Origin of the sequence: Arthrobacter sp. AB6, from assembly GCF_031844545.1 — a bacterium.
Classification (GTDB): Bacteria; Actinomycetota; Actinomycetes; order Actinomycetales; family Micrococcaceae; genus Arthrobacter.
This window is the reverse complement of record NZ_JAUZVL010000002.1, coordinates 97,365-114,531: the sequence shown is the minus strand read 5'-3', so window position 1 is coordinate 114,531 and position 17,167 is coordinate 97,365. Positions and strand designations below refer to the sequence as shown.

Below are 17,167 nucleotides of genomic sequence, written 5' to 3'. Positions count from 1 at the left end.
AGACAACCCGCCGGAACCAGCCTCATTTGCGGCCGAAGGCAAAATTAGCGTATTCTAGATCTTCGGTGCTTACGCCAACACTTGGGTTATGACCCCACGGCGTTGAGGCACAGCGAGAGCCCAACCAATTCAGGCACCGGGTTCCGCACGCAAATTTGTAATAAACGTCGAGAGAAGTGAGTTCCCAAGTGGTGTACGCGATTGTCCGCGCAGGCGGCCGCCAAGAGAAGGTTTCCGTTGGAGACTTCGTTACCCTGAACCGCGTCGCCGGTGGAGCTGGCAGCACCATTCAGCTGCCCGCACTGCTCCTGGTTGACGGTGACAAGGTCACCTCCGCCGCTGCTGACCTGGCCAAGGTAACTGTTACGGCTGAGATCCTCCAGGACCTCCGTGGTCCTAAGATTGTGATCCAGAAGTTCAAGAACAAGACCGGTTACAAGAAGCGCCAGGGTCACCGCCAGGAACTGACCAAGGTCAAGATCACTGGTATCAAGTAACCTTCCGTTACTGTTCAGGTTTTTCAGCAGATTCCCCAGAATTTAGAGGCAGGCATTTCAGATGGCACATAAAAAGGGCGCGAGCTCCACTCGCAACGGTCGTGACTCCAACGCACAGTACCTCGGCGTCAAGCGCTTCGGCGGCCAGGTAGTTTCCGCCGGCGAGATCATCGTCCGCCAGCGCGGCACCCACTTCCACCCGGGCGCCGGTGTTGGCCGCGGCGGCGACGACACCCTGTTCGCCCTGACCCCGGGCGCCGTTGAATTCGGCACCCGCCGCGGTCGCCGCGTCGTCAACATCGTTGCTGCTGCAGCTGCAGAGTAACAACCAGTTCTGAAGCGGTGGAGCGGGCCATATGGTCCGCTCCACTGTTCTTTTAACCGCATTACAATCGTCTTGGCGCCTGAGGGTGCCGAGGAACAGCTTTGAGGAGATCCACGTGGCCAGCTTTGTAGACCGGGTAGTACTGCACGTATCCGGCGGTAGCGGCGGCCACGGGTGCGTCTCCGTCCACCGCGAAAAGTTCAAGCCGCTGGGCGGTCCCGACGGCGGCAACGGCGGCAATGGCGGCGACGTGATCCTTCGCGTGGACCACCAGACCACCACCCTCCTTGACTACCACCACGCGCCCCACCGGCACGCCACCAACGGCGGTCCGGGCATGGGTGACTGGCGCGGCGGCAAGAACGGCGAAACGCTCATCCTTCCCGTCCCGGACGGCACGGTGGTCAAGTCCAAGGACGGTACCGTCCTCGCCGACCTCGTGGGTGAAGGCACCGAATATGTGGCGGCAGCCGGCGGCATCGGCGGCCTGGGCAACGCCGCGCTCTCCTCACAGAAGCGCCGCGCCCCCGGCTTCGCCCTGCTCGGCATCGAAGGCGAATCCAGCGATATCGTCCTGGAACTGAAGTCCATCGCGGACATCGCCCTTGTGGGGTTCCCGTCCGCCGGCAAGTCCAGCCTCATCGCCGCCATGTCCGCGGCGCGGCCCAAGATCGCCGACTACCCGTTCACCACGCTGGTTCCCAACCTGGGTGTGGTGCAGGCCGGCGACGTCCGCTTCACCATCGCCGACGTGCCCGGGCTGATTGAAGGCGCCAGTGAGGGCAAGGGCCTCGGCCACCACTTCCTCCGCCACGTGGAGCGCTGCGCTGCGCTGGTGCACGTCCTGGACTGCGGCACCCTTGAGGCTGACCGCGACCCCCTTTCGGACCTGGCCGTCATCGAGGCAGAGCTGGAAAAGTACGCGGTGGACATGAGCTATGCGGGCCAGGACGGCGATGTTGTTCCGCTCAACCACCGCCCCCGCCTGGTGGCACTGAACAAGGTTGACCTGCCCGACGGCAAGGACATGGCGGAGTTCGTCCGCCCGGAACTCGAGTCCCGCGGCTACCGTGTCTTCGAAATCTCCGCCACCAGCCATGAGGGCCTGCGCCAGCTGGGCTTCGCCATGGCCGAAATCGTCAAGGCCGCCCGTGATGCTGTTGCCGCTGCGCCGCCCAAGGTACAGCCCGTTGTCATCAAGCCCCGCGCGGTTAATGAGGCAGGCTTCCGGATCCGCCGGGAAGAAAAGGGCCTTGAGCCGCTGTTCCGAGTACTGGGCGAAAAGCCGGTGCGCTGGGTCAAGCAGACGGACTTCACTAACGAGGAAGCCATCGGCTACCTCGCTGACCGCCTGGCAAAGCTCGGCGTGGAAACGGAGCTGTTCAAGCAGGGCGCCAAGCCGGGCGACACAGTCGTTATTGGCGAGGATGACGGCGTCGTCTTTGACTGGGAGCCCACCATGATGGCCGGTGCCGAACTGCTGGCCTCGCCTCGCGGCACCGACGTCCGGTTCGCCGACATCGGCGACCGCCCCACGCGCGGACAGAAACGTGAAGAGCAGCAGGAACGCAAGGACGCCAGGGCCGCCGCCCGCGCCGAGCTTGAAGCCGAGCGCAAGGCCGGCATCTGGACCGAGTCCGTGAGCAGCCGCCGGGTTGCCAAGCCGCTCAAGGAGAGTGGACTGGACGCAGACAATGACTTCTAGCGCTGCAGCAGCGGAGCCGCTGGCGCGGCCCGTGGACAGAAGCGTGCTGGCCAACGCGCGCCGGATCGTGGTGAAGGTTGGCTCGTCGTCGCTGACCAGCATCAAGGGCGGCATCTCCGAAGAGGCGCTGACTGCCTTGGCCGACGCGTTGGCGGCCAAACGCAACACCGGCACCGAAATCATCCTGGTGTCCTCCGGTGCCATCGCCGCGGGCCTGGCCCCGCTGGGCCTCTCCAAGCGGCCGCGCGACCTTGCGACGCAGCAGGCAGCGGCCAGCGTGGGGCAGGGCCTCCTCATGGCCCGCTACACCCATGCCTTCGGGGCGCACGGCGTGACGGTCAGCCAGGTGCTGCTCACCGCCGAAGACCTCATGCGGCGCAGCCAGCACACCAACGCGTTCCGCGCCCTGGACAGGCTGCTCAACCTTGGCGTGGTGCCGGTGGTCAATGAAAACGACACCGTGGCCACGCACGAAATCCGCTTCGGGGACAATGACAGGCTCGCTGCCCTGGTGGCCCACTTGGTCCGGGCTGACGCCCTCGTGCTGCTGTCCGACGTCGACTCCCTCTACGACGGCCCGCCGTCGCTTGGCGCGAAGCGGATCCCGCTTGTGGAAGGGGCTCATGACCTGGAGGGTGTTTCCATCGGGAAACCAGGCAAGGCCGGCGTGGGCACCGGCGGGATGCTGACCAAGGTGGAAGCGGCCACCATGGCAGCCGGTTCCGGCATCCATGCCCTTGTCACTTCCACCCCCAACGCTGCGGCTGCCCTAAACGGCGAGGACGTGGGCACCTGGTTCACGGTCAACGGTGCCCGCAAGCCCGTCCGCCTCCTGTGGCTGGCGCATATCGCCTCCGTCCAGGGGCGGCTGGTGCTGGACGAGGGTGCAGTCAAGGCTGTGCGGCACCACCGCACTTCGCTGCTGCCGGCAGGCATCTCCGCCGTTTTCGGTGATTTTGAAGCGGGCGACGCCGTCGAAATAGCAGCTGCCGACGGCACCGTGGTTGCGCGGGGACTGGTGAACTATTCGTCCGCCGAGCTGCCACAGATGCTGGGCCGGTCCACCAGGGACCTGGGTGAGGCGCTGGGCAGCGGCTACGACCGCGAAGTTGTTCACGTTGACGACCTGGTGCTGGTCTGAGCTTCCCGCTCGCCTAAACTTGGAACATGACTGAGGCCCTGATCCACAACAAGACTGCTGAGAATCCCGGAGATACTGCCGCCACCGAGGCGCAGCCGGCTACTTCATCCGTGGCGCAGGTGCCGGCTGATTCCCCGCTGTCTTCCGGCGATATTGAGGCAGCAGTCCATGCCATTGCGGACCGCTCCCGTGACGCCGCACGCCGGATGGCCATGGCAAACCGGGCCTGGAAGGACCGCGCCCTCCGCACCGTCGGCACAGCCCTGCTGGAGAACACCGAGGCCATTCTTACGGCCAACGCCATGGACGTGGCAGCAGGAAAGGCCAATGGCACCTCCGCTGCCCTGCTGGACCGCCTTACCTTGACGGAAACCCGCATCTCGGGACTTGTGGCGGCTTTGGAAAACCTGGCCAACCTCCCCGATCCCGTGGGAAACGTGGTCCGCGGGCAGACGCTTCCCAACGGCCTGCGCCTCCGGCAGGTCAACGTTCCCATGGGCGTGGTGGCGGCCATCTACGAAGCACGGCCGAACGTCACCGTGGACATTGCCGGACTGGCACTCAAGAGCGGCAACGCCGTGATCCTGCGCGGCGGCACTGCCGCCCAAGCCACCAATGAGGTGTTGGTGCGGGTACTGCGGGAAGCGCTGGAGTCAGTGGGCCTGCCTGCCGACGCCGTCCAGACCGTCGACCAGTACGGCCGGGCAGGTGCCAACGTCCTCATGAAGGCGCGCGGCAGGGTGGACGTGCTGATTCCCCGCGGCGGCCGGGAGCTCATCCAGACCGTTGTCCTCAACTCCGCCGTGCCTGTGATCGAGACCGGTGAAGGAAACGTGCACATCTTCATCGATGAATCGGCCGGCGAGGACATGGCAGTGGAGATCCTCCTCAACGCCAAGACCCAGCGGCCCAGCGTCTGCAACACAGTGGAGACGCTCCTGGTCCACTCGGGATCCCCCGTTCTTCCCGCCGTGGCAGCTGCGCTCCGCCAGGCAGGGGTCCGGCTGCATGCGGACGAGCGGGTCCGCGCGGCCCTGCCCGCCTCCATTGAGTCCGAACCTGCCACTGAGGAGGACTGGGGCACGGAGTACATGGACCTGGACCTCGCGGTGGCCATGGTGGACAGCCTTGACGAGGCCGTGCAGCACATCCGTACCTGGTCCACGGGCCACACGGAAGCGATCCTCACCAACGATCTGCGGAATGCCGAACGCTTCATTGCCGAGGTGGATTCTGCTGCCGTCATTGTGAATGCCTCCACCCGGTTTACCGACGGCGGGGAGCTTGGCCTGGGCGCGGAGGTGGGCATTTCAACCCAAAAGCTGCACGCGCGGGGGCCCATGGGGCTGACCGAACTGACCACCACGAAGTGGATAGTGCAGGGCGAGGGCCAGGTGCGCGGGTAGCGCACGGTAACATAGACCAGAAGTCAGAAACGGCGGAGCTTTCCGCTGCCACAATCGTTTGAGCCCAAGGGGAGAAAATGCTGTTCCAGCAGATTGCCACGACCGCCGCCGAAGGCGGAGAACACGAACTCGCGCCGCTGTGGGCTGAGCCGTGGGTCTTCGGGGTGGTTATGTTCGCCCTCCTGCTGGTGCTGATGTTTATCACACTGTCCTACTCCAACCTGGGCAACCGCCACGCAGCAACCGAGGAGCACGCGGACCCGCACCGCCAGCACCCCAACAAGCACGATCACGGGCAGGGCCACTAACATTTCCCGCGCTTTGCACCGCTCGGGTGCCACCGGCAGGCTGCGGCTTGGCGTGATGGGCGGGACGTTTGATCCCATCCATCACGGCCACTTGGTCGCAGCCAGCGAGGTGGCTGCGGAATTCGACCTGGACGAGGTGGTTTTCGTCCCCACCGGCCAGCCGTGGCAGAAGTCCCACAAACACGTCAGCGAGCCCGAGCACCGCTACCTCATGACAGTCATCGCGACGGCCTCCAATCCGCGCTTCACTGTCAGCAGGGTAGACATTGAACGGCCAGGCCCCACCTACACCATCGACACCCTCCGGGACCTGCGCGCCCAGCGTCCCGACGCTGATCTCTTCTTCATCACCGGAGCGGACGCACTGGCACAAATCCTTTCCTGGAAGGACATCGACGAACTGTGGTCGCTCGCCCATTTTGTGGGAGTCACCAGGCCGGGGCATGTCCTCGACGGCATGGGACGCGATGACGTGAGCCTCCTCGAAGTTCCGGCCATGGCCATCTCCTCCACGGACTGCCGTACCCGCGTGGCGGCGAACAACCCGGTCTGGTACCTGGTGCCGGATGGCGTTGTCCAGTACATCGCCAAGTACGGCCTGTATGCCGAGGCCGTGGAAACCGGCGATGTCCCAACATCCCAAGCACGCGAACCAGCCAGTACTGAATGAGTTCTCAATGAGTCAGGAACAGCCCCCCATCCGCAGCCGCCGGGAACTCCGGAAAGCAAGGGATGCCCAACAGCCTGCGCCCGCCGGCACGGAGCAGCTTTCCCCTGCCGTGAACCCGCCTGCTGCCAGCCCTTCGGCCCCCGGGCCCGCTGCTGCTGTGCCCGCGCAAACCTCCACTCAGCGGTCGTCCCAGATCCGGGCGCGCGACCGCGCAGCCCTGCGCACCATCAAGGAGCTGGAGGAGAAAGAGGGCCAGCTTTCCGCCGGAGGGCCGCCCACCCGGCGGCAGCTCCGCCTGCAGCAGCTCAAGGAACAGGCGCTGACCGCGGCCAACCCCATTGTGCCGCCGTCGTCCGTCCAAACGGATGCGGCTGCTCCGGCGCCGAAGGACCGGGGGACAGGGGAGCGGGCTGCCCAGGGTAGCAGCAAGCCCTCCGCGACTGAGCCAGGTTCTGCAGCCCCCGCGGGCATGACGGTGGAACAGGCCCTGGCGGCACGGGCGCTGCTCGCCGAGCAGGCCAAGAACCAGATCGCCAAGATGGAGCACATCGCCTCCCTGGACCCGGAAGCGGTTGACCCGGAGATCCTTGCGGAGCAGATCGCCCTGGCGGAACGTGCTGCCATCCTGAACCGCCGTGCCATCGCCAAGCAGAAGCTGGCTGAGCAGGCCGGAGCTCCGGTTGCGCCATCGAAAGATCCTGCCCAAGGCCCGGCACGGGAACCCGGCAACGGCGACCAGGCCGGCACGGCGAGCCAGCGGCCGGCGCCGTCGACGGCCAGCAACCTTGCCATGGTCACTCCGCTGGAGTTCGTGCAGATTCCCGGCATGGACCGGCCCGTCATGAAGCCGCCGGCAACCTCGCACGTCCCGGTCACCACCCGTCCGGGGTCGAAGGTTACGGCGCCCGGAAAAAAGAAACGGCACCCCGCGGGTCCCCAGCGTCCGTCCGCGCCCGATGCCGGTTCGGGCCGCTCCCATGTCATCGCCAGGGCGGAAGCGGCAGCCCGGGCGGCCGCGCGCCCGCGGCCGGTGATGACCGACGCGAACCAGGCCGAGGACCTCTTTGAGGACCTGCCGCGCATCCCCGCCAAGTCGGCCTACGGCCTGGAACCCCTGGACGCCGCCACAGCCGGACTTGCCCGGGCCCAGCGGAACAGGGTCCTGCAGTTCTGCATCCTGGCATTCGGAATCGTGGCCCTGGTTTCGGGCATCATCCTCATCATCAGCGGCATGTCCCGCTGAGCCGCGTTCCGCAACTTAGAGTTTCCACCCAACAAGGAGTCACGTGACTGCATCAGAATTATCCATCACCATAGCCCGCGCCGCCGCCAAGGCAGCCGCGGACAAGATCGCGCAGGACCTCGTTGCCCTGGACGTCAGCGAGCGGCTCGCCCTGGCCGACGTCTTCCTCATTGCCTCCGCACCCAGCGAACGGCAGGTCAACGCAATCGTGGACGGGATCGAGGAAGAGCTCGCCAAGCAGGACCTGCGCCCCGTCCGCCGTGAAGGCCGGTCCGGCGGACGCTGGGTACTGCTCGACTACTCGGACGTAGTGATCCATGTCCAGCACGAGGAAGACCGCGTTTTCTACGCCCTGGAGCGCCTCTGGAAGGACTGCCCCGTCGTTGACCTGCAGCTCGGTGACGACACCTCCGCAAAGGCTGTCGCCGCGTCCGAGAGCGAGTAAATCCGCGGAACCACGCGGAATATGCCCGATTTGGAATTTTCGGAATTGCTGTTCTAAGATATTTGAGTTGCTTCGGGGAAAGCCGAAAAGCTTGAAGGAGCAGCAATAGTTCGGGGCTGTGGCGCAGCTGGTAGCGCACCTGCATGGCATGCAGGGGGTCAGGGGTTCGAGTCCCCTCAGCTCCACCGGACGATCCGCCGGAATCATTGTGATTCCGGCGGATTTTTTTGTGCTCCATGTGCCCAAGCCTGAAGCCGATGCGCCCGCCAATGGGCACCAGCCCGATTGGCGTGAGCGGCGAAAGTGCATTAAGCTGAACAGGTTGCTTCGAGGTGGTGAACCGGAAGCGGCAAAGTCCGGGGCTGTGGCGCAGCTGGTAGCGCACCTGCATGGCATGCAGGGGGTCAGGGGTTCGAGTCCCCTCAGCTCCACCGGAACAAAAGGGACGATCCCCACGGGATCGTCCCTTTTGTTTTTCCGCCCACGGGTGCAGGACCCGGCATCACCGCGGGTCAGGCAGTCAAAGCCACGCTGTACGGCGCAGCGGCGGTTCGTCGCCGCCCGGCCGCCGGACCAGGACCTGGTTCACGCCGGTTAGCCCGCCTTCGAAGCCCAGCGCGCTTGAAGCCATGTAAAGCCTCCAGACCCGGGCCCTTCCGAGGCCGCTGAGCTTCGCAGCCTGGTTCCAGTTTGCCTCCAGCCGGTGGACCCACGCGCGCAGGGTCAACGCATAGTGGCGCCGCAGTGCCTCCACATCCAGGATCTCGAAGCCGGCTGCCTCCAGGGCGGAAACCATCTCGCCGAGGCTGATCATCTCCCCGTCCGGAAACACGTAACGGGGGATGAAGGAATTCGGATCGGGTTTGGTGGGGCCGGCATTCCAGGAGATCGCGTGGTTCAGCAGCCGCCCGCCCGGCCGAAGGAGGCCGAACAAGGCAGCGGCGTACCCGGGGGTCTGTTCCCGCCCCACATGCTCGGACATTCCGATGGAACTGATGGCATCGAACGGACCATCCGCGACGTCCCGGTAATCCTGGACCCGAATGTCCACGCGTTCCGTCAGCCCGGCGTCTGCGGCCCGTTTCCGTGCCAGGATGGCCTGCTCCCTGGAGAGCGTTACGCCCACAACGGTTGCGCCGTACTTTCCGGCTGCATGCAGGGCAAAACTGCCCCAGCCGCAGCCAACGTCCAGCACCCGCATGCCCGGCCGGAGGCCCAGCTTGCGGCACACGAGGTCCAGCTTGGCCTCCTGCGCGGCGTCGAGGCCGTCGGCGAGCCGGCTGCCGGCATCCGGACGCGCCGGGTGGCTGCTGTCTTCGGGCCACACTGCGCAGGAGTAGACCATGGACGGCCCCAGCACCAAAGAGTAAAAGTCGTTGCCTACGTCATAGTGATGCGAGATGGCCGCGGAGTCACGGCGGCGCGAGTGCAGGCGTCCTTTCCGGGCCACCTTAGCCTCCTCCGGCGGCGGGGCCGGGTTGGGGCCAAAGGCGCCGAGCCGGACCGCGATGCGCAGCAGCGTCAAGACTTCACCGGCGGTGAGCGGCCGGAACGGACCCGGCTCCGCGAACTTGCCCGCCGAGCTCAGGGCCGCGAACGCTGCGAAAATGTCCCCGGGAGAGTCGATCTCGCCAGCCACGTAGGCCCGGCTCAAGCCGAGCTGGCCCGGAGACCACAGGATCCGCCGCAGGGCGCGGCGGGATCGGAACTCAAGGACTGGCGCTCCCGCCGGCCCCGCCTCGGAGCCGTCCCAGGCGCGCAGGCGCAGGGGTATTTCTTCAGTGCCAAGCACTACTGCCAGGGCCCTGGCGAGCCGCGATGCATTCCCGGTAGCTGTGGTCATGGTGCTCCTCCCGTCTCCATGGGCCAACACTAAGGCCGGAGTACCCCGCGCGACTATCATTGGGGAGGTGAATTCTGCCCGAACCGACGTCGTCATCATTGGTGCGGGCCAGGCCGGGTTCTCCGCTGCCTATCACCTTCAGGGCCGCGGCACTGGCTAGCGCTCGACGCCGAGGACAGCCAGGGAGGCGCGTGGCGGCACCGCCGCGAAGCCTGCGGACGGCTTTGGAATGGGCGGCCGCAGGTCCGGGCAGCGGCAGGACGCAACCAGGCACAACGGAAAGCAGCAGGAACAATTGGCATCAAACAGTCTTGGGGACCTCTTTGCGGCACTGCGGCGCAGGCCGGATGTGGAAGCACCCAACCTTCAGGCGTGGGACGCCACGGACCGGCTCCTGCTGGAGGCAGCCGAAGGACTGGTGGCAGCCGGAAGCACAGTGGCTGTCATCGGGGACCGGTACGGTGCCCTGACACTGGGGGCACTCGCCGCGCTCAACCCAGGCACCGTCCGGGTGCACCAGGACCTGATCACCGGGGAGCGCGCCCTGCAACTCAACGCAGCCGGGCTCCGTGGCGCCGGCCTGCTGCCGGACACCGCGGCGGGGATGCCCGGCGGTTCCACGGACGGGGAGCCCGGATTCACCCAGCTGCCGCTTGGCCCGGAGCTCCTGGCCGGAGTGCAGGCAGTACTCCTGCAGCTGCCCAAGACGCTGGCCGAGCTGGACGAGATCGCCGCCGCGGCGGCCCGCTACGCGGCACCGGACGTTACGCTCCTGGCAGGCGGGCGGGTCAAGCACATGTCGCTCGGCATGAACGCCGTTCTTGAACGCCACTTCTCTTCCGTCCGGCCGCAGCTCGCCAGGCAGAAGTCCCGCGTCATCCTGGCCAGCGGTGCGCAGGGGGGCGGGGAGCAGGGAAACTATCCCGTCGTCGAACACCTGGCCGAGCTGGACCTCGACGTCGCCGCCCACGGGGCAGTGTTCGCGGGCTCCAAACTGGACATCGGTACCAGGTTCCTGCTGACGTTCCTTCCGGCCATGAAGGAAGCCCGGCACGCCGTCGACCTGGGCTGCGGCACGGGTATCCTTGCCGCCATGTACGCCCGGCAGCACCCCGGGGCAAGAGTGACCGCCACGGACCAGTCCGCCGCGGCAGTGGCCTCCGCGCAGGCAACGGCACAGGCCAACGGGCTGGAAGGCCGAATCACCGTCCTGCAGGATGACGCCCTCAGCACCCTGGCCGCAGGCAGCGTGGACCTGGTCCTGCTCAACCCGCCGTTCCACGTCGGCACCGGGGTCCATGCCGGTGCAGGCCTGAAGATGATTGAGGCAGCGGGACGGGTCCTCGCGCCCGGGGGCGAGCTGTGGACGGTCTTCAACCGCCACCTGCCCTACCTGCCCGCGCTGGAGCGGCACGTTGGGCCTACCGCCGTCAAAGGCAGGAACCCCAAGTTCACGGTGACGTTGAGTACCCGCCGCGGCGATGGATAAGCGGGACCGGCGGGCCCACACCCCCGCACAGGGGGAGGACCGCACCTGCCACGCCGCGCCGTCGCGCCCGCCCTATGGGTCTGTGACCACGCGTAACGTACCATTCAAGCATCACCACAAGTACGTGGCCAAAGACGTTTAGGGGACGCCGTGACTGAGATCCGCCAATCCTCACCGAGGCGCGGAACCAACCTGCCCAAAATGGGGGATTTCAACCTCACGGTGATCCTGGACGCCATTAGAAGGGCTTCCGCCGGGCTGAGCCGGGTGGAGCTGGCCCAGATTGTGGGCCTATCGCCGCAGACCATTTCCAACATCTCCCGGCGCCTCCTTGACCAGAACCTCATCGTGGAGGCGGGCAAGGAAGGCAGCGGCCCTGGCAAACCGCGCACCATCCTGCGGCTCAACCCCGGCGGTGTGTTCGCGCTGGGTGTCCATCTCGACCCCGCCGTCACCACCTTCGTGGTCCTGGACCTGGTGGGCGCGGTGGTGCGGCACTCCAGGATCAAAACCCCCGGCGGCAACGATCCGTCGGCGGTCATTTCCACCATCGCCGAGGAAATCGCCCAGTTGGTGGAGGACTCCGGCGTGGACCGGGAGAGGATCGCCGGACTCGGTGTCGCTGCACCGGGCCCCATTGACGTTGAGCACGGAACCGTGGTGGATCCGCCCCTGCTCCCGGGCTGGGACCGGGTGGAACTGCGCAGCGCCCTTTCCGAAGCCACGGGCTACTCCGTCCTGATGGACAAGGACGTCACCAGCGCCGCCGTCGCGGAAACGTGGGCCGGCGGCCCCAGCGGCTCCGGCAGCTTCGTCTTCATGTACATGGGCACCGGCATCGGCTGCGGCATTGTGCTCAATGACGAGGTTGTCCGGGGAACCTCCGGAAACGCCGGCGAGATCGGACACATCGTGGTGGACCCGGACGGACCGCCTTGTGACTGCGGCCTGCGCGGCTGCGTGAAGTCCACCTGCATCCCGCAGGTATTGGTGGCCGAAGCGGAGGCCGCCGGCATCCTGGACGGCACGCGCCCGGGGAACAGCGGCGCGGAGATCCAGCAGAGTTTTTCCCGGCTGTGCGACCTCGCGGATGAGGGAAACGAACAGGCCCTTGCCATCATCGACAAATCCGCAGCCCGGGTGGCGCGTGCAGCGTCGGTGGTCACCAACACGCTCGATGTTGAGCGCGTGGTGTTCGGAGGGCCGTTCTGGAGCCGCCTGGCCGGACGCTACCTTGAGAAGATTCCGGCCCTGCTCGATGCCAACAGTGACACGCGGCTCATCCATCCCATCGAGGTGGTGGGCACCGGGGTAGGGGAGGACGTCGGAGCCATTGGGGCGGCCTCCCTGGTCCTGGAACATGCGCTGGCGCCCCGGGCCCAGCGGCTCCTCCTGGAGAGTTGACCGGTACGCCGCACGCGGCGCCTTGCCTGGGTCAGGGCGTCCATCTAGCATTTGCTTATTGCCGCGGCTGGGGGCCCGCTGACAACGGGGAACGCAGCCATTGACCGAATGGAGCACCATGCGTCGCCAGTCGTTGAAGACCATGTCCCTCATCGCTTCGGCAATGATTGTCCTGACGGCGTGCAACCCGGGTGATCCGGCGGGCGCGTCCAAGACCCTGAAGGTGGCTTACCAGAAGACGGATTCCTTTACCGCCCTGGATAGCATGCTCCAGGCCGCCAAACAGGAGTTCGAGGCGGCGAACCAGGGTGTCAAGGTTGAGCTTCAGCCCATCCAGGCAAACGACGACGACTACGGCACCAAACTGGCGCTTGCCCTCCGGTCGCCGTCCACGGCACCGGACGTTTTTTACGAGGACACCTTCAAGGTCCGCTCCGACGTGGACGCCGGCTACCTCCTGAAGCTGGACAGCCACCTTGAGGGCTGGGCGGACTGGGATACGTTCGACGACGGCGCCAAGGCGGCAGGGCGCGCGGACGACGGCGGGACGTACGCGGTGCCGCTGGGCACGGACACGCGCGCCATCTGGTACAACCGGAAGGTCCTGGAAAACGCCGGGATCAGCCTTCCCTGGAAGCCGCGGAGCTGGCAGGACATCCTGGACACCGCCCGGAAGATCAAGGCCAACGACCCCGCCGTGATCCCGTTCAACATGTACGCCGGCAAGGGCACGGGCGAGGGCACCGTCATGCAAAGCTTCTACGAACTGCTGTACGGGACGGGATCCGCCCTGTACGACGAAGAGGCAGGGAAATGGGTGGTTGGTTCCGCCGGATTCAAGGATTCGCTGGCCTTCCTTGAAACTCTGTATGAGGAGCAACTGGCGGTTTCCCCGGCTGAGGCCCTGGATGCGAATGTCTGGAAAAAAGTCTTCGGTGAATGGTTCCCGAAGGCCAAACTGGGCGCCACGGTGGAAGGCTCCTACTCGCCGTCGTTCTGGCAGGATGGGGGACCCTACGAGTGGCCCGGCTACGAGCAGGAGATGGGCGTGGCCCCTTTCCCCACCCAAAACGGCCAAGCGCCCGGTGCCGTGAGCATGTCCGGCGGCTGGACCCTGGCGCTGGGGGCGGGGACCAAGGAACCGGAACTGGCATTCAACTTCCTCTCAACGGCGCTCAACAAGAAGAATTCACTGGCCTTCACCGTGGAAAGCTCGCAGATTGCCGTCCGGCAGGACGTGGCTGCCGAGCAGGAGTACCTGGATGCCAACCCGTTCGTCAGGGATGTGTCCGAGCTTGTCGCGGTGACCCGGTACCGGCCGGCAACCGCTGACTACCCCCGGATTTCGGCGGCCGTCCAGGAGGCCACGGAAGCCGTCATCACCGGCAGCAAATCACCCCAGGAGGCGGCCGCGGAGTATGACGCCGCGGTGGCCGGGATCGTGGGCGGCGACAAGACCGTCCGGAAGTAGCCCGTTGCAGCTCCCCTCCACCGGACGGCAACTGTTTCGGTACCTGCCGGTCCTGCCTGCTGTGCTGCTCCTCCTCGTCTTTCTTGCCGGACCCGTGCTTTGGGCGTTCCATGCGTCCCTCACCAACGCCGGCCTGACCGGGCGCAGCGCCCGCAACCCCTCATGGGTGGGGTTGGAGAACTATGGCCGGCTGCTGGCGGACCCGGTGTTTCCCCTCTCCCTTTTCCTCACGATGGTATTTGTCGGCGGTTCTGCGGTACTGGGCCAGAACCTGCTGGGCCTCGCACTGGCGGTGCTGATGCGCCGGGCCCGGCCGGTGGTGTCCACGGCCGTTGGCACCACGGTGGTGGCTGCCTGGGTCCTTCCCGAGATCGTGGCTGCCTTTGCCGCCTATGCCTTTTTCAGTGGCGACGGGACGCTGAACCAGCTGTTGGGGAGCCTGGGGCTTGGCCGGCCGGACTGGCTCTACGCCTTTCCCATGGTGGCCGTAACGCTGGCCAACGTGTGGCGGGGGACCGCGTTTTCCATGCTGGTGTACAGGGCGGCCCTGAACGATGTTCCGGCCGAGGTGACAGAGGCGGCCCAGATGGACGGCGCGCACGGCTGGCAGCGGCTCGCCTTCATCACGCTGCCGATGATCCGCGGGAGCATCACCACGAACCTGATGCTCATCACGCTGCAGACACTGGCGGTATTCACGCTGGTGTGGGTGATGACTGCGGGTGGACCGGCCAACGCAAGCACCACGCTCCCTGTCCTGGCGTACCAGGAGGCCTTCAAATTCGGGGACATTGGCTACGGGACAGCGGTGGCCTCGGTGCTCATCCTCATCGGCGCCGCCTTTGGCCTGGTGTACATCCGGCTGCTCCGGGAACGGACTCCATGAGCGCTCCCGCCAAGACGGCCCGCGCGCTTCCGGCCACCACTGGAAGGCGGCAGCGGCGGCGCGCCGGCAGCACCCCGGCTGACCTGGTGCTGTTCCTGATCGGCGCCGGCTTCCTGCTGCCCCTGCTTTGGCTCATCCTGGCGTCCCTCGATGCCGAAGCCGGACACGAACTAAGGATTCCGGCCGAGGCCGGTGCGGACAATTTCGCCGCAGTCCTGACGCCGGAACTGCTGCTCCGGCCTCTGTGGAACAGCGTGGTGTTATCCGGGGGGACGGCTGCCGTGACCCTGGTTGCAGCCGTCCTGGCCGCCTATCCGCTCTCCCGCTACCAGTCCCGGTTCAACCGGCCGTTCATGTACACCGTCCTCTTCGGAACATGCCTCCCTATCACCGCCATCATGGTTCCGGTGTACGGCCTCTTCGTCCAGTTCGAGCTGCTGGACTCGATGCCCGCCACCATCTTCTTTATGGCCACCACCACGCTGCCCATGGCCATCTGGATGACCAAGAACTTCATGGACGGCGTGCCGGCATCGCTGGAAGAAGCCGCCTGGGTGGACGGTGCGACGCGCATGGCTGCGCTCCGAACCATTGTGCTGCCGCTGATGAGGCAGGGGCTGGGCGTCGTGTTCATCTTCGTGTTCATCCAGGCGTGGGGAAACTTCTTCGTGCCGTTCGTGCTGCTCCTGTCCGAGGCACGGCAGCCCGCCGCGGTGTCCATCTTCAGTTTCTTCGGGCAGCACGGGGCCGTGGCGTACGGCCAGCTGGCCGCGTTCTCCATCCTGTATTCCCTGCCCGTGCTGGCCCTCTACGTGATTGTGGCCAGGGGTGCCGGTGGTTCCTTTGCCCTGTCCGGGGCCGTCCGGGGGTAGCCGGGCAGCGCGGTTCCGGATCACCGTTGGCAGCCGCGGCGGCCACGGGTTCAACTCTGCCACGGGCCAAGGCGGCTCCTGGCACGATCTCGCCGCGCCGGCGAAATCAGTCGATGTCTTCGAAAACCACGCCGTACGGCAGGCTCTCATCGAGGTGGGCCTGGTGGCCGGTGGACCCGGGGTTGTACGTCACCCGTACCCCATGCAGCTTGTCCGCTGCAGACTGCAGCAGGACAGGCCTGACGGTACTGATGAACATCTCGCTTTTGTCGGCGAGAAACTCCTTGTAACTGGCTGGAAGCTCGCTCATGTCAAAAGGATAGACCTGGGCGCACCTGATGGGGAGGGGTCCCCATTGCCCAAACCGCAGCCCCGTCCTTGGATAGGATGGCGGGCGGAATGCTGCCTGTCCGGCAGCCATGCCCAGTTCAGCCAACAGGGGGAGTTCGAGTGCTTTCAACTAGCGCGTCCGCAAGAATCGAACCTGCGGAACTGGCGAGGGCGCAGCAGGTTGTGGCGAACATCGCCGGGAGCTTTGAGGCCAAAGTGGTGGGGCAGGCCAGGCTGCGGGAATCGCTGCTGGTTGGCCTGCTGACCGGCGGCCACATCCTCCTGGAAAGCGTCCCCGGGCTTGCCAAGACCACGGCTGCGCAGACGGTGGCGGAAGCCGTCAGCGCAGAGTTCCGCCGGATCCAGTGCACCCCGGACCTGCTGCCCAGTGACATCGTGGGAACCCAAATCTACGACGCCGCCAAAGGAACCTTCATCACCCAGCTGGGACCGGTGCACGCCAACATTGTCCTCCTGGACGAGATCAACCGTTCCAGCGCCAAAACGCAGAGTGCCATGCTCGAGGCAATGCAGGAACGCCAGACCTCCATCGGCGGCCAGGAATACCGTCTGCCCTCGCCTTTCCTTGTCCTGGCCACCCAGAACCCCATCGAGCAGGAGGGCACGTACCAGTTGCCGGAAGCGCAGATGGACCGCTTCATGCTCAAGGACGTGCTGGACTATCCTTCCCCGGCGGAGGAAGCCGAAATCATCCGTCGCATTGATGCCGGGGTGTACACGCCGGAGCAGGCGCCTCCGGCCGCAGCCTCCCTGGATGCCGTCACGGAGGTCCAAAAACTCGTCCGGCGCGTCTACATGGACCCCGCCATCATCAACTACATCGTGGGGCTGGTCTTCGTCACCCGGAACGCCGGGCAGTACATCGACCAGCGGCTGGCCGGGTTCATCGAGTTCGGTGCCAGCCCCAGGGCCAGCATCGCCTTCAGCCAGGCTGCACGGGCCGTTGCCCTGCTGAACGGCAGGGACCATGTCATTCCCGAGGACGTTAAGACGCTGGCGCACCGGGTCCTCCGCCACCGGCTGATCCTGAACTTTGACGCTGTGGCGGAAGAAGTGCGGGTGGAAACTGTGATTGACGCCGTCGTCACTGCCGTCCAAACCCCTTAGGCCG

Annotated in this window: 18 protein-coding genes and 2 tRNA genes; 18 read left to right on the top strand and 2 right to left on the bottom strand. The window is 66.0% G+C overall.

Features of this window, described 5'->3' with window-relative positions:
• Positions 1 to 188 precede the first annotated feature (188 nt).
• From rplU to Q9R30_RS01895, 11 genes are all read left to right on the top strand, one after another.
• Positions 189 to 497: a 50S ribosomal protein L21 gene (gene rplU, locus Q9R30_RS01945; RefSeq protein ID WP_066276623.1), complete on the top strand. Its 309-nt coding sequence runs from the start codon at positions 189 to 191 to the stop codon at positions 495 to 497.
• A gap of 61 nt (positions 498 to 558) precedes the next feature.
• Positions 559 to 822 (top strand): 50S ribosomal protein L27, encoded by a 264-nt coding sequence (gene rpmA / locus Q9R30_RS01940; RefSeq protein ID WP_009372867.1) that lies wholly within the window; start codon positions 559 to 561, stop codon positions 820 to 822.
• 115 nt (positions 823 to 937) lie between these two features.
• Positions 938 to 2,527, top strand: a complete 1,590-nt coding sequence (gene obgE / locus Q9R30_RS01935; RefSeq protein ID WP_104998209.1) for a GTPase ObgE — start codon at positions 938 to 940, stop codon at positions 2,525 to 2,527.
• On the top strand, positions 2,517 to 3,668 hold the full coding sequence (gene proB / locus Q9R30_RS01930; RefSeq protein ID WP_104998208.1) for a glutamate 5-kinase: 1,152 nt from the start codon (positions 2,517 to 2,519) through the stop codon (positions 3,666 to 3,668). The genes obgE and proB overlap by 11 nt, the downstream gene beginning before the upstream one ends.
• A 26-nt stretch (positions 3,669 to 3,694) precedes the next feature.
• Positions 3,695 to 5,074, top strand: coding sequence for a glutamate-5-semialdehyde dehydrogenase (locus Q9R30_RS01925; protein WP_104998207.1), 1,380 nt, complete (start codon positions 3,695 to 3,697; stop codon positions 5,072 to 5,074).
• Between the two features lie 77 nt (positions 5,075 to 5,151).
• Positions 5,152 to 5,382 (top strand): hypothetical protein, encoded by a 231-nt coding sequence (locus tag Q9R30_RS01920; protein ID WP_104998206.1) that lies wholly within the window; start codon positions 5,152 to 5,154, stop codon positions 5,380 to 5,382.
• 55 nt (positions 5,383 to 5,437) lie between these two features.
• Positions 5,438 to 6,052, top strand: coding sequence for a nicotinate-nucleotide adenylyltransferase (nadD, locus tag Q9R30_RS01915; protein WP_104998205.1), 615 nt, complete (start codon positions 5,438 to 5,440; stop codon positions 6,050 to 6,052).
• A 7-nt stretch (positions 6,053 to 6,059) separates the two neighbouring features.
• Entirely contained in the window at positions 6,060 to 7,295 is a 1,236-nt protein-coding gene (locus tag Q9R30_RS01910; RefSeq protein ID WP_311216614.1) for a hypothetical protein, read from the top strand.
• A gap of 43 nt (positions 7,296 to 7,338) precedes the next feature.
• Entirely contained in the window at positions 7,339 to 7,740 is a 402-nt protein-coding gene (rsfS, locus tag Q9R30_RS01905) for a ribosome silencing factor (RefSeq protein WP_311216613.1), read from the top strand.
• Between the two features lie 112 nt (positions 7,741 to 7,852).
• A tRNA-Ala gene (locus Q9R30_RS01900) sits at positions 7,853 to 7,925 on the top strand.
• A gap of 173 nt (positions 7,926 to 8,098) precedes the next feature.
• Positions 8,099 to 8,171, top strand: a tRNA-Ala gene (locus Q9R30_RS01895).
• Between the two features lie 89 nt (positions 8,172 to 8,260).
• On the opposite strand, the gene Q9R30_RS01890 is transcribed toward Q9R30_RS01895, so the two are convergent.
• The gene (locus tag Q9R30_RS01890; protein WP_311216612.1) at positions 8,261 to 9,583 is read right to left on the bottom strand and encodes a class I SAM-dependent methyltransferase; all 1,323 of its coding nucleotides are present in this window, start codon (positions 9,581 to 9,583) and stop codon (positions 8,261 to 8,263) included.
• A gap of 67 nt (positions 9,584 to 9,650) precedes the next feature.
• Here Q9R30_RS01890 and Q9R30_RS01885 point away from each other — a divergent pair, with 67 nt between their 5' ends.
• The 6 genes from Q9R30_RS01885 to Q9R30_RS01860 all read left to right on the top strand — a co-directional run bounded on the left by Q9R30_RS01885 (position 9,651) and on the right by Q9R30_RS01860 (position 15,705).
• Positions 9,651 to 9,743 carry an FAD-binding protein gene (locus Q9R30_RS01885; protein ID WP_311216611.1) on the top strand — a complete coding sequence of 31 codons (93 nt, stop codon included), beginning with the start codon at positions 9,651 to 9,653 and terminating at the stop codon, positions 9,741 to 9,743.
• 135 nt (positions 9,744 to 9,878) lie between these two features.
• Positions 9,879 to 11,072 carry a methyltransferase gene (locus Q9R30_RS01880; protein ID WP_311216610.1) on the top strand — a complete coding sequence of 398 codons (1,194 nt, stop codon included), beginning with the start codon at positions 9,879 to 9,881 and terminating at the stop codon, positions 11,070 to 11,072.
• Between the two features lie 201 nt (positions 11,073 to 11,273).
• Complete coding sequence (locus tag Q9R30_RS01875) at positions 11,274 to 12,476, top strand: ROK family protein (RefSeq protein ID WP_104998200.1); 1,203 nt, start codon at positions 11,274 to 11,276, stop codon at positions 12,474 to 12,476.
• 118 nt (positions 12,477 to 12,594) lie between these two features.
• Positions 12,595 to 13,947, top strand: coding sequence for an extracellular solute-binding protein (locus Q9R30_RS01870; RefSeq protein WP_311216684.1), 1,353 nt, complete (start codon positions 12,595 to 12,597; stop codon positions 13,945 to 13,947).
• A gap of 4 nt (positions 13,948 to 13,951) precedes the next feature.
• The gene (locus Q9R30_RS01865) at positions 13,952 to 14,833 is read left to right on the top strand and encodes a sugar ABC transporter permease (RefSeq protein ID WP_311216609.1); all 882 of its coding nucleotides are present in this window, start codon (positions 13,952 to 13,954) and stop codon (positions 14,831 to 14,833) included.
• Positions 14,830 to 15,705, top strand: coding sequence for a carbohydrate ABC transporter permease (locus Q9R30_RS01860; protein ID WP_311216608.1), 876 nt, complete (start codon positions 14,830 to 14,832; stop codon positions 15,703 to 15,705). The genes Q9R30_RS01865 and Q9R30_RS01860 overlap by 4 nt, the downstream gene beginning before the upstream one ends.
• A 106-nt stretch (positions 15,706 to 15,811) precedes the next feature.
• Here Q9R30_RS01860 and Q9R30_RS01855 read toward each other — a convergent pair whose 3' ends face one another.
• A complete protein-coding gene (locus Q9R30_RS01855) occupies positions 15,812 to 16,015 on the bottom strand; it encodes a hypothetical protein (RefSeq protein ID WP_104999755.1) in 204 nt (67 codons plus the stop codon).
• A gap of 140 nt (positions 16,016 to 16,155) precedes the next feature.
• On the opposite strand from Q9R30_RS01855, the gene Q9R30_RS01850 reads away from it, so the two are divergent.
• On the top strand, positions 16,156 to 17,163 hold the full coding sequence (locus Q9R30_RS01850) for a MoxR family ATPase (protein WP_311216607.1): 1,008 nt from the start codon (positions 16,156 to 16,158) through the stop codon (positions 17,161 to 17,163).
• The last annotated feature ends 4 nt before the right edge of the window (positions 17,164 to 17,167 follow it).

Coding starts and splice junctions, on each gene's coding strand:
- Q9R30_RS01925 (WP_104998207.1), top strand. CDS start 3,695: ATGACTGAGGCCCTGATCCACAACAAGACTGCTGAGAATCCCGGAGAT.
- Q9R30_RS01920 (WP_104998206.1), top strand. CDS start 5,152: ATGCTGTTCCAGCAGATTGCCACGACCGCCGCCGAAGGCGGAGAACAC.
- Q9R30_RS01890 (WP_311216612.1), bottom strand. CDS start 9,583: ATGACCACAGCTACCGGGAATGCATCGCGGCTCGCCAGGGCCCTGGCA.
- Q9R30_RS01855 (WP_104999755.1), bottom strand. CDS start 16,015: ATGAGCGAGCTTCCAGCCAGTTACAAGGAGTTTCTCGCCGACAAAAGC.
- nadD (WP_104998205.1), top strand. CDS start 5,438: ATGGGCGGGACGTTTGATCCCATCCATCACGGCCACTTGGTCGCAGCC.
- Q9R30_RS01870 (WP_311216684.1), top strand. CDS start 12,595: ATGCGTCGCCAGTCGTTGAAGACCATGTCCCTCATCGCTTCGGCAATG.
- Q9R30_RS01875 (WP_104998200.1), top strand. CDS start 11,274: ATGGGGGATTTCAACCTCACGGTGATCCTGGACGCCATTAGAAGGGCT.
- Q9R30_RS01910 (WP_311216614.1), top strand. CDS start 6,060: ATGAGTCAGGAACAGCCCCCCATCCGCAGCCGCCGGGAACTCCGGAAA.
- Q9R30_RS01860 (WP_311216608.1), top strand. CDS start 14,830: ATGAGCGCTCCCGCCAAGACGGCCCGCGCGCTTCCGGCCACCACTGGA.
- proB (WP_104998208.1), top strand. CDS start 2,517: ATGACTTCTAGCGCTGCAGCAGCGGAGCCGCTGGCGCGGCCCGTGGAC.
- rpmA (WP_009372867.1), top strand. CDS start 559: ATGGCACATAAAAAGGGCGCGAGCTCCACTCGCAACGGTCGTGACTCC.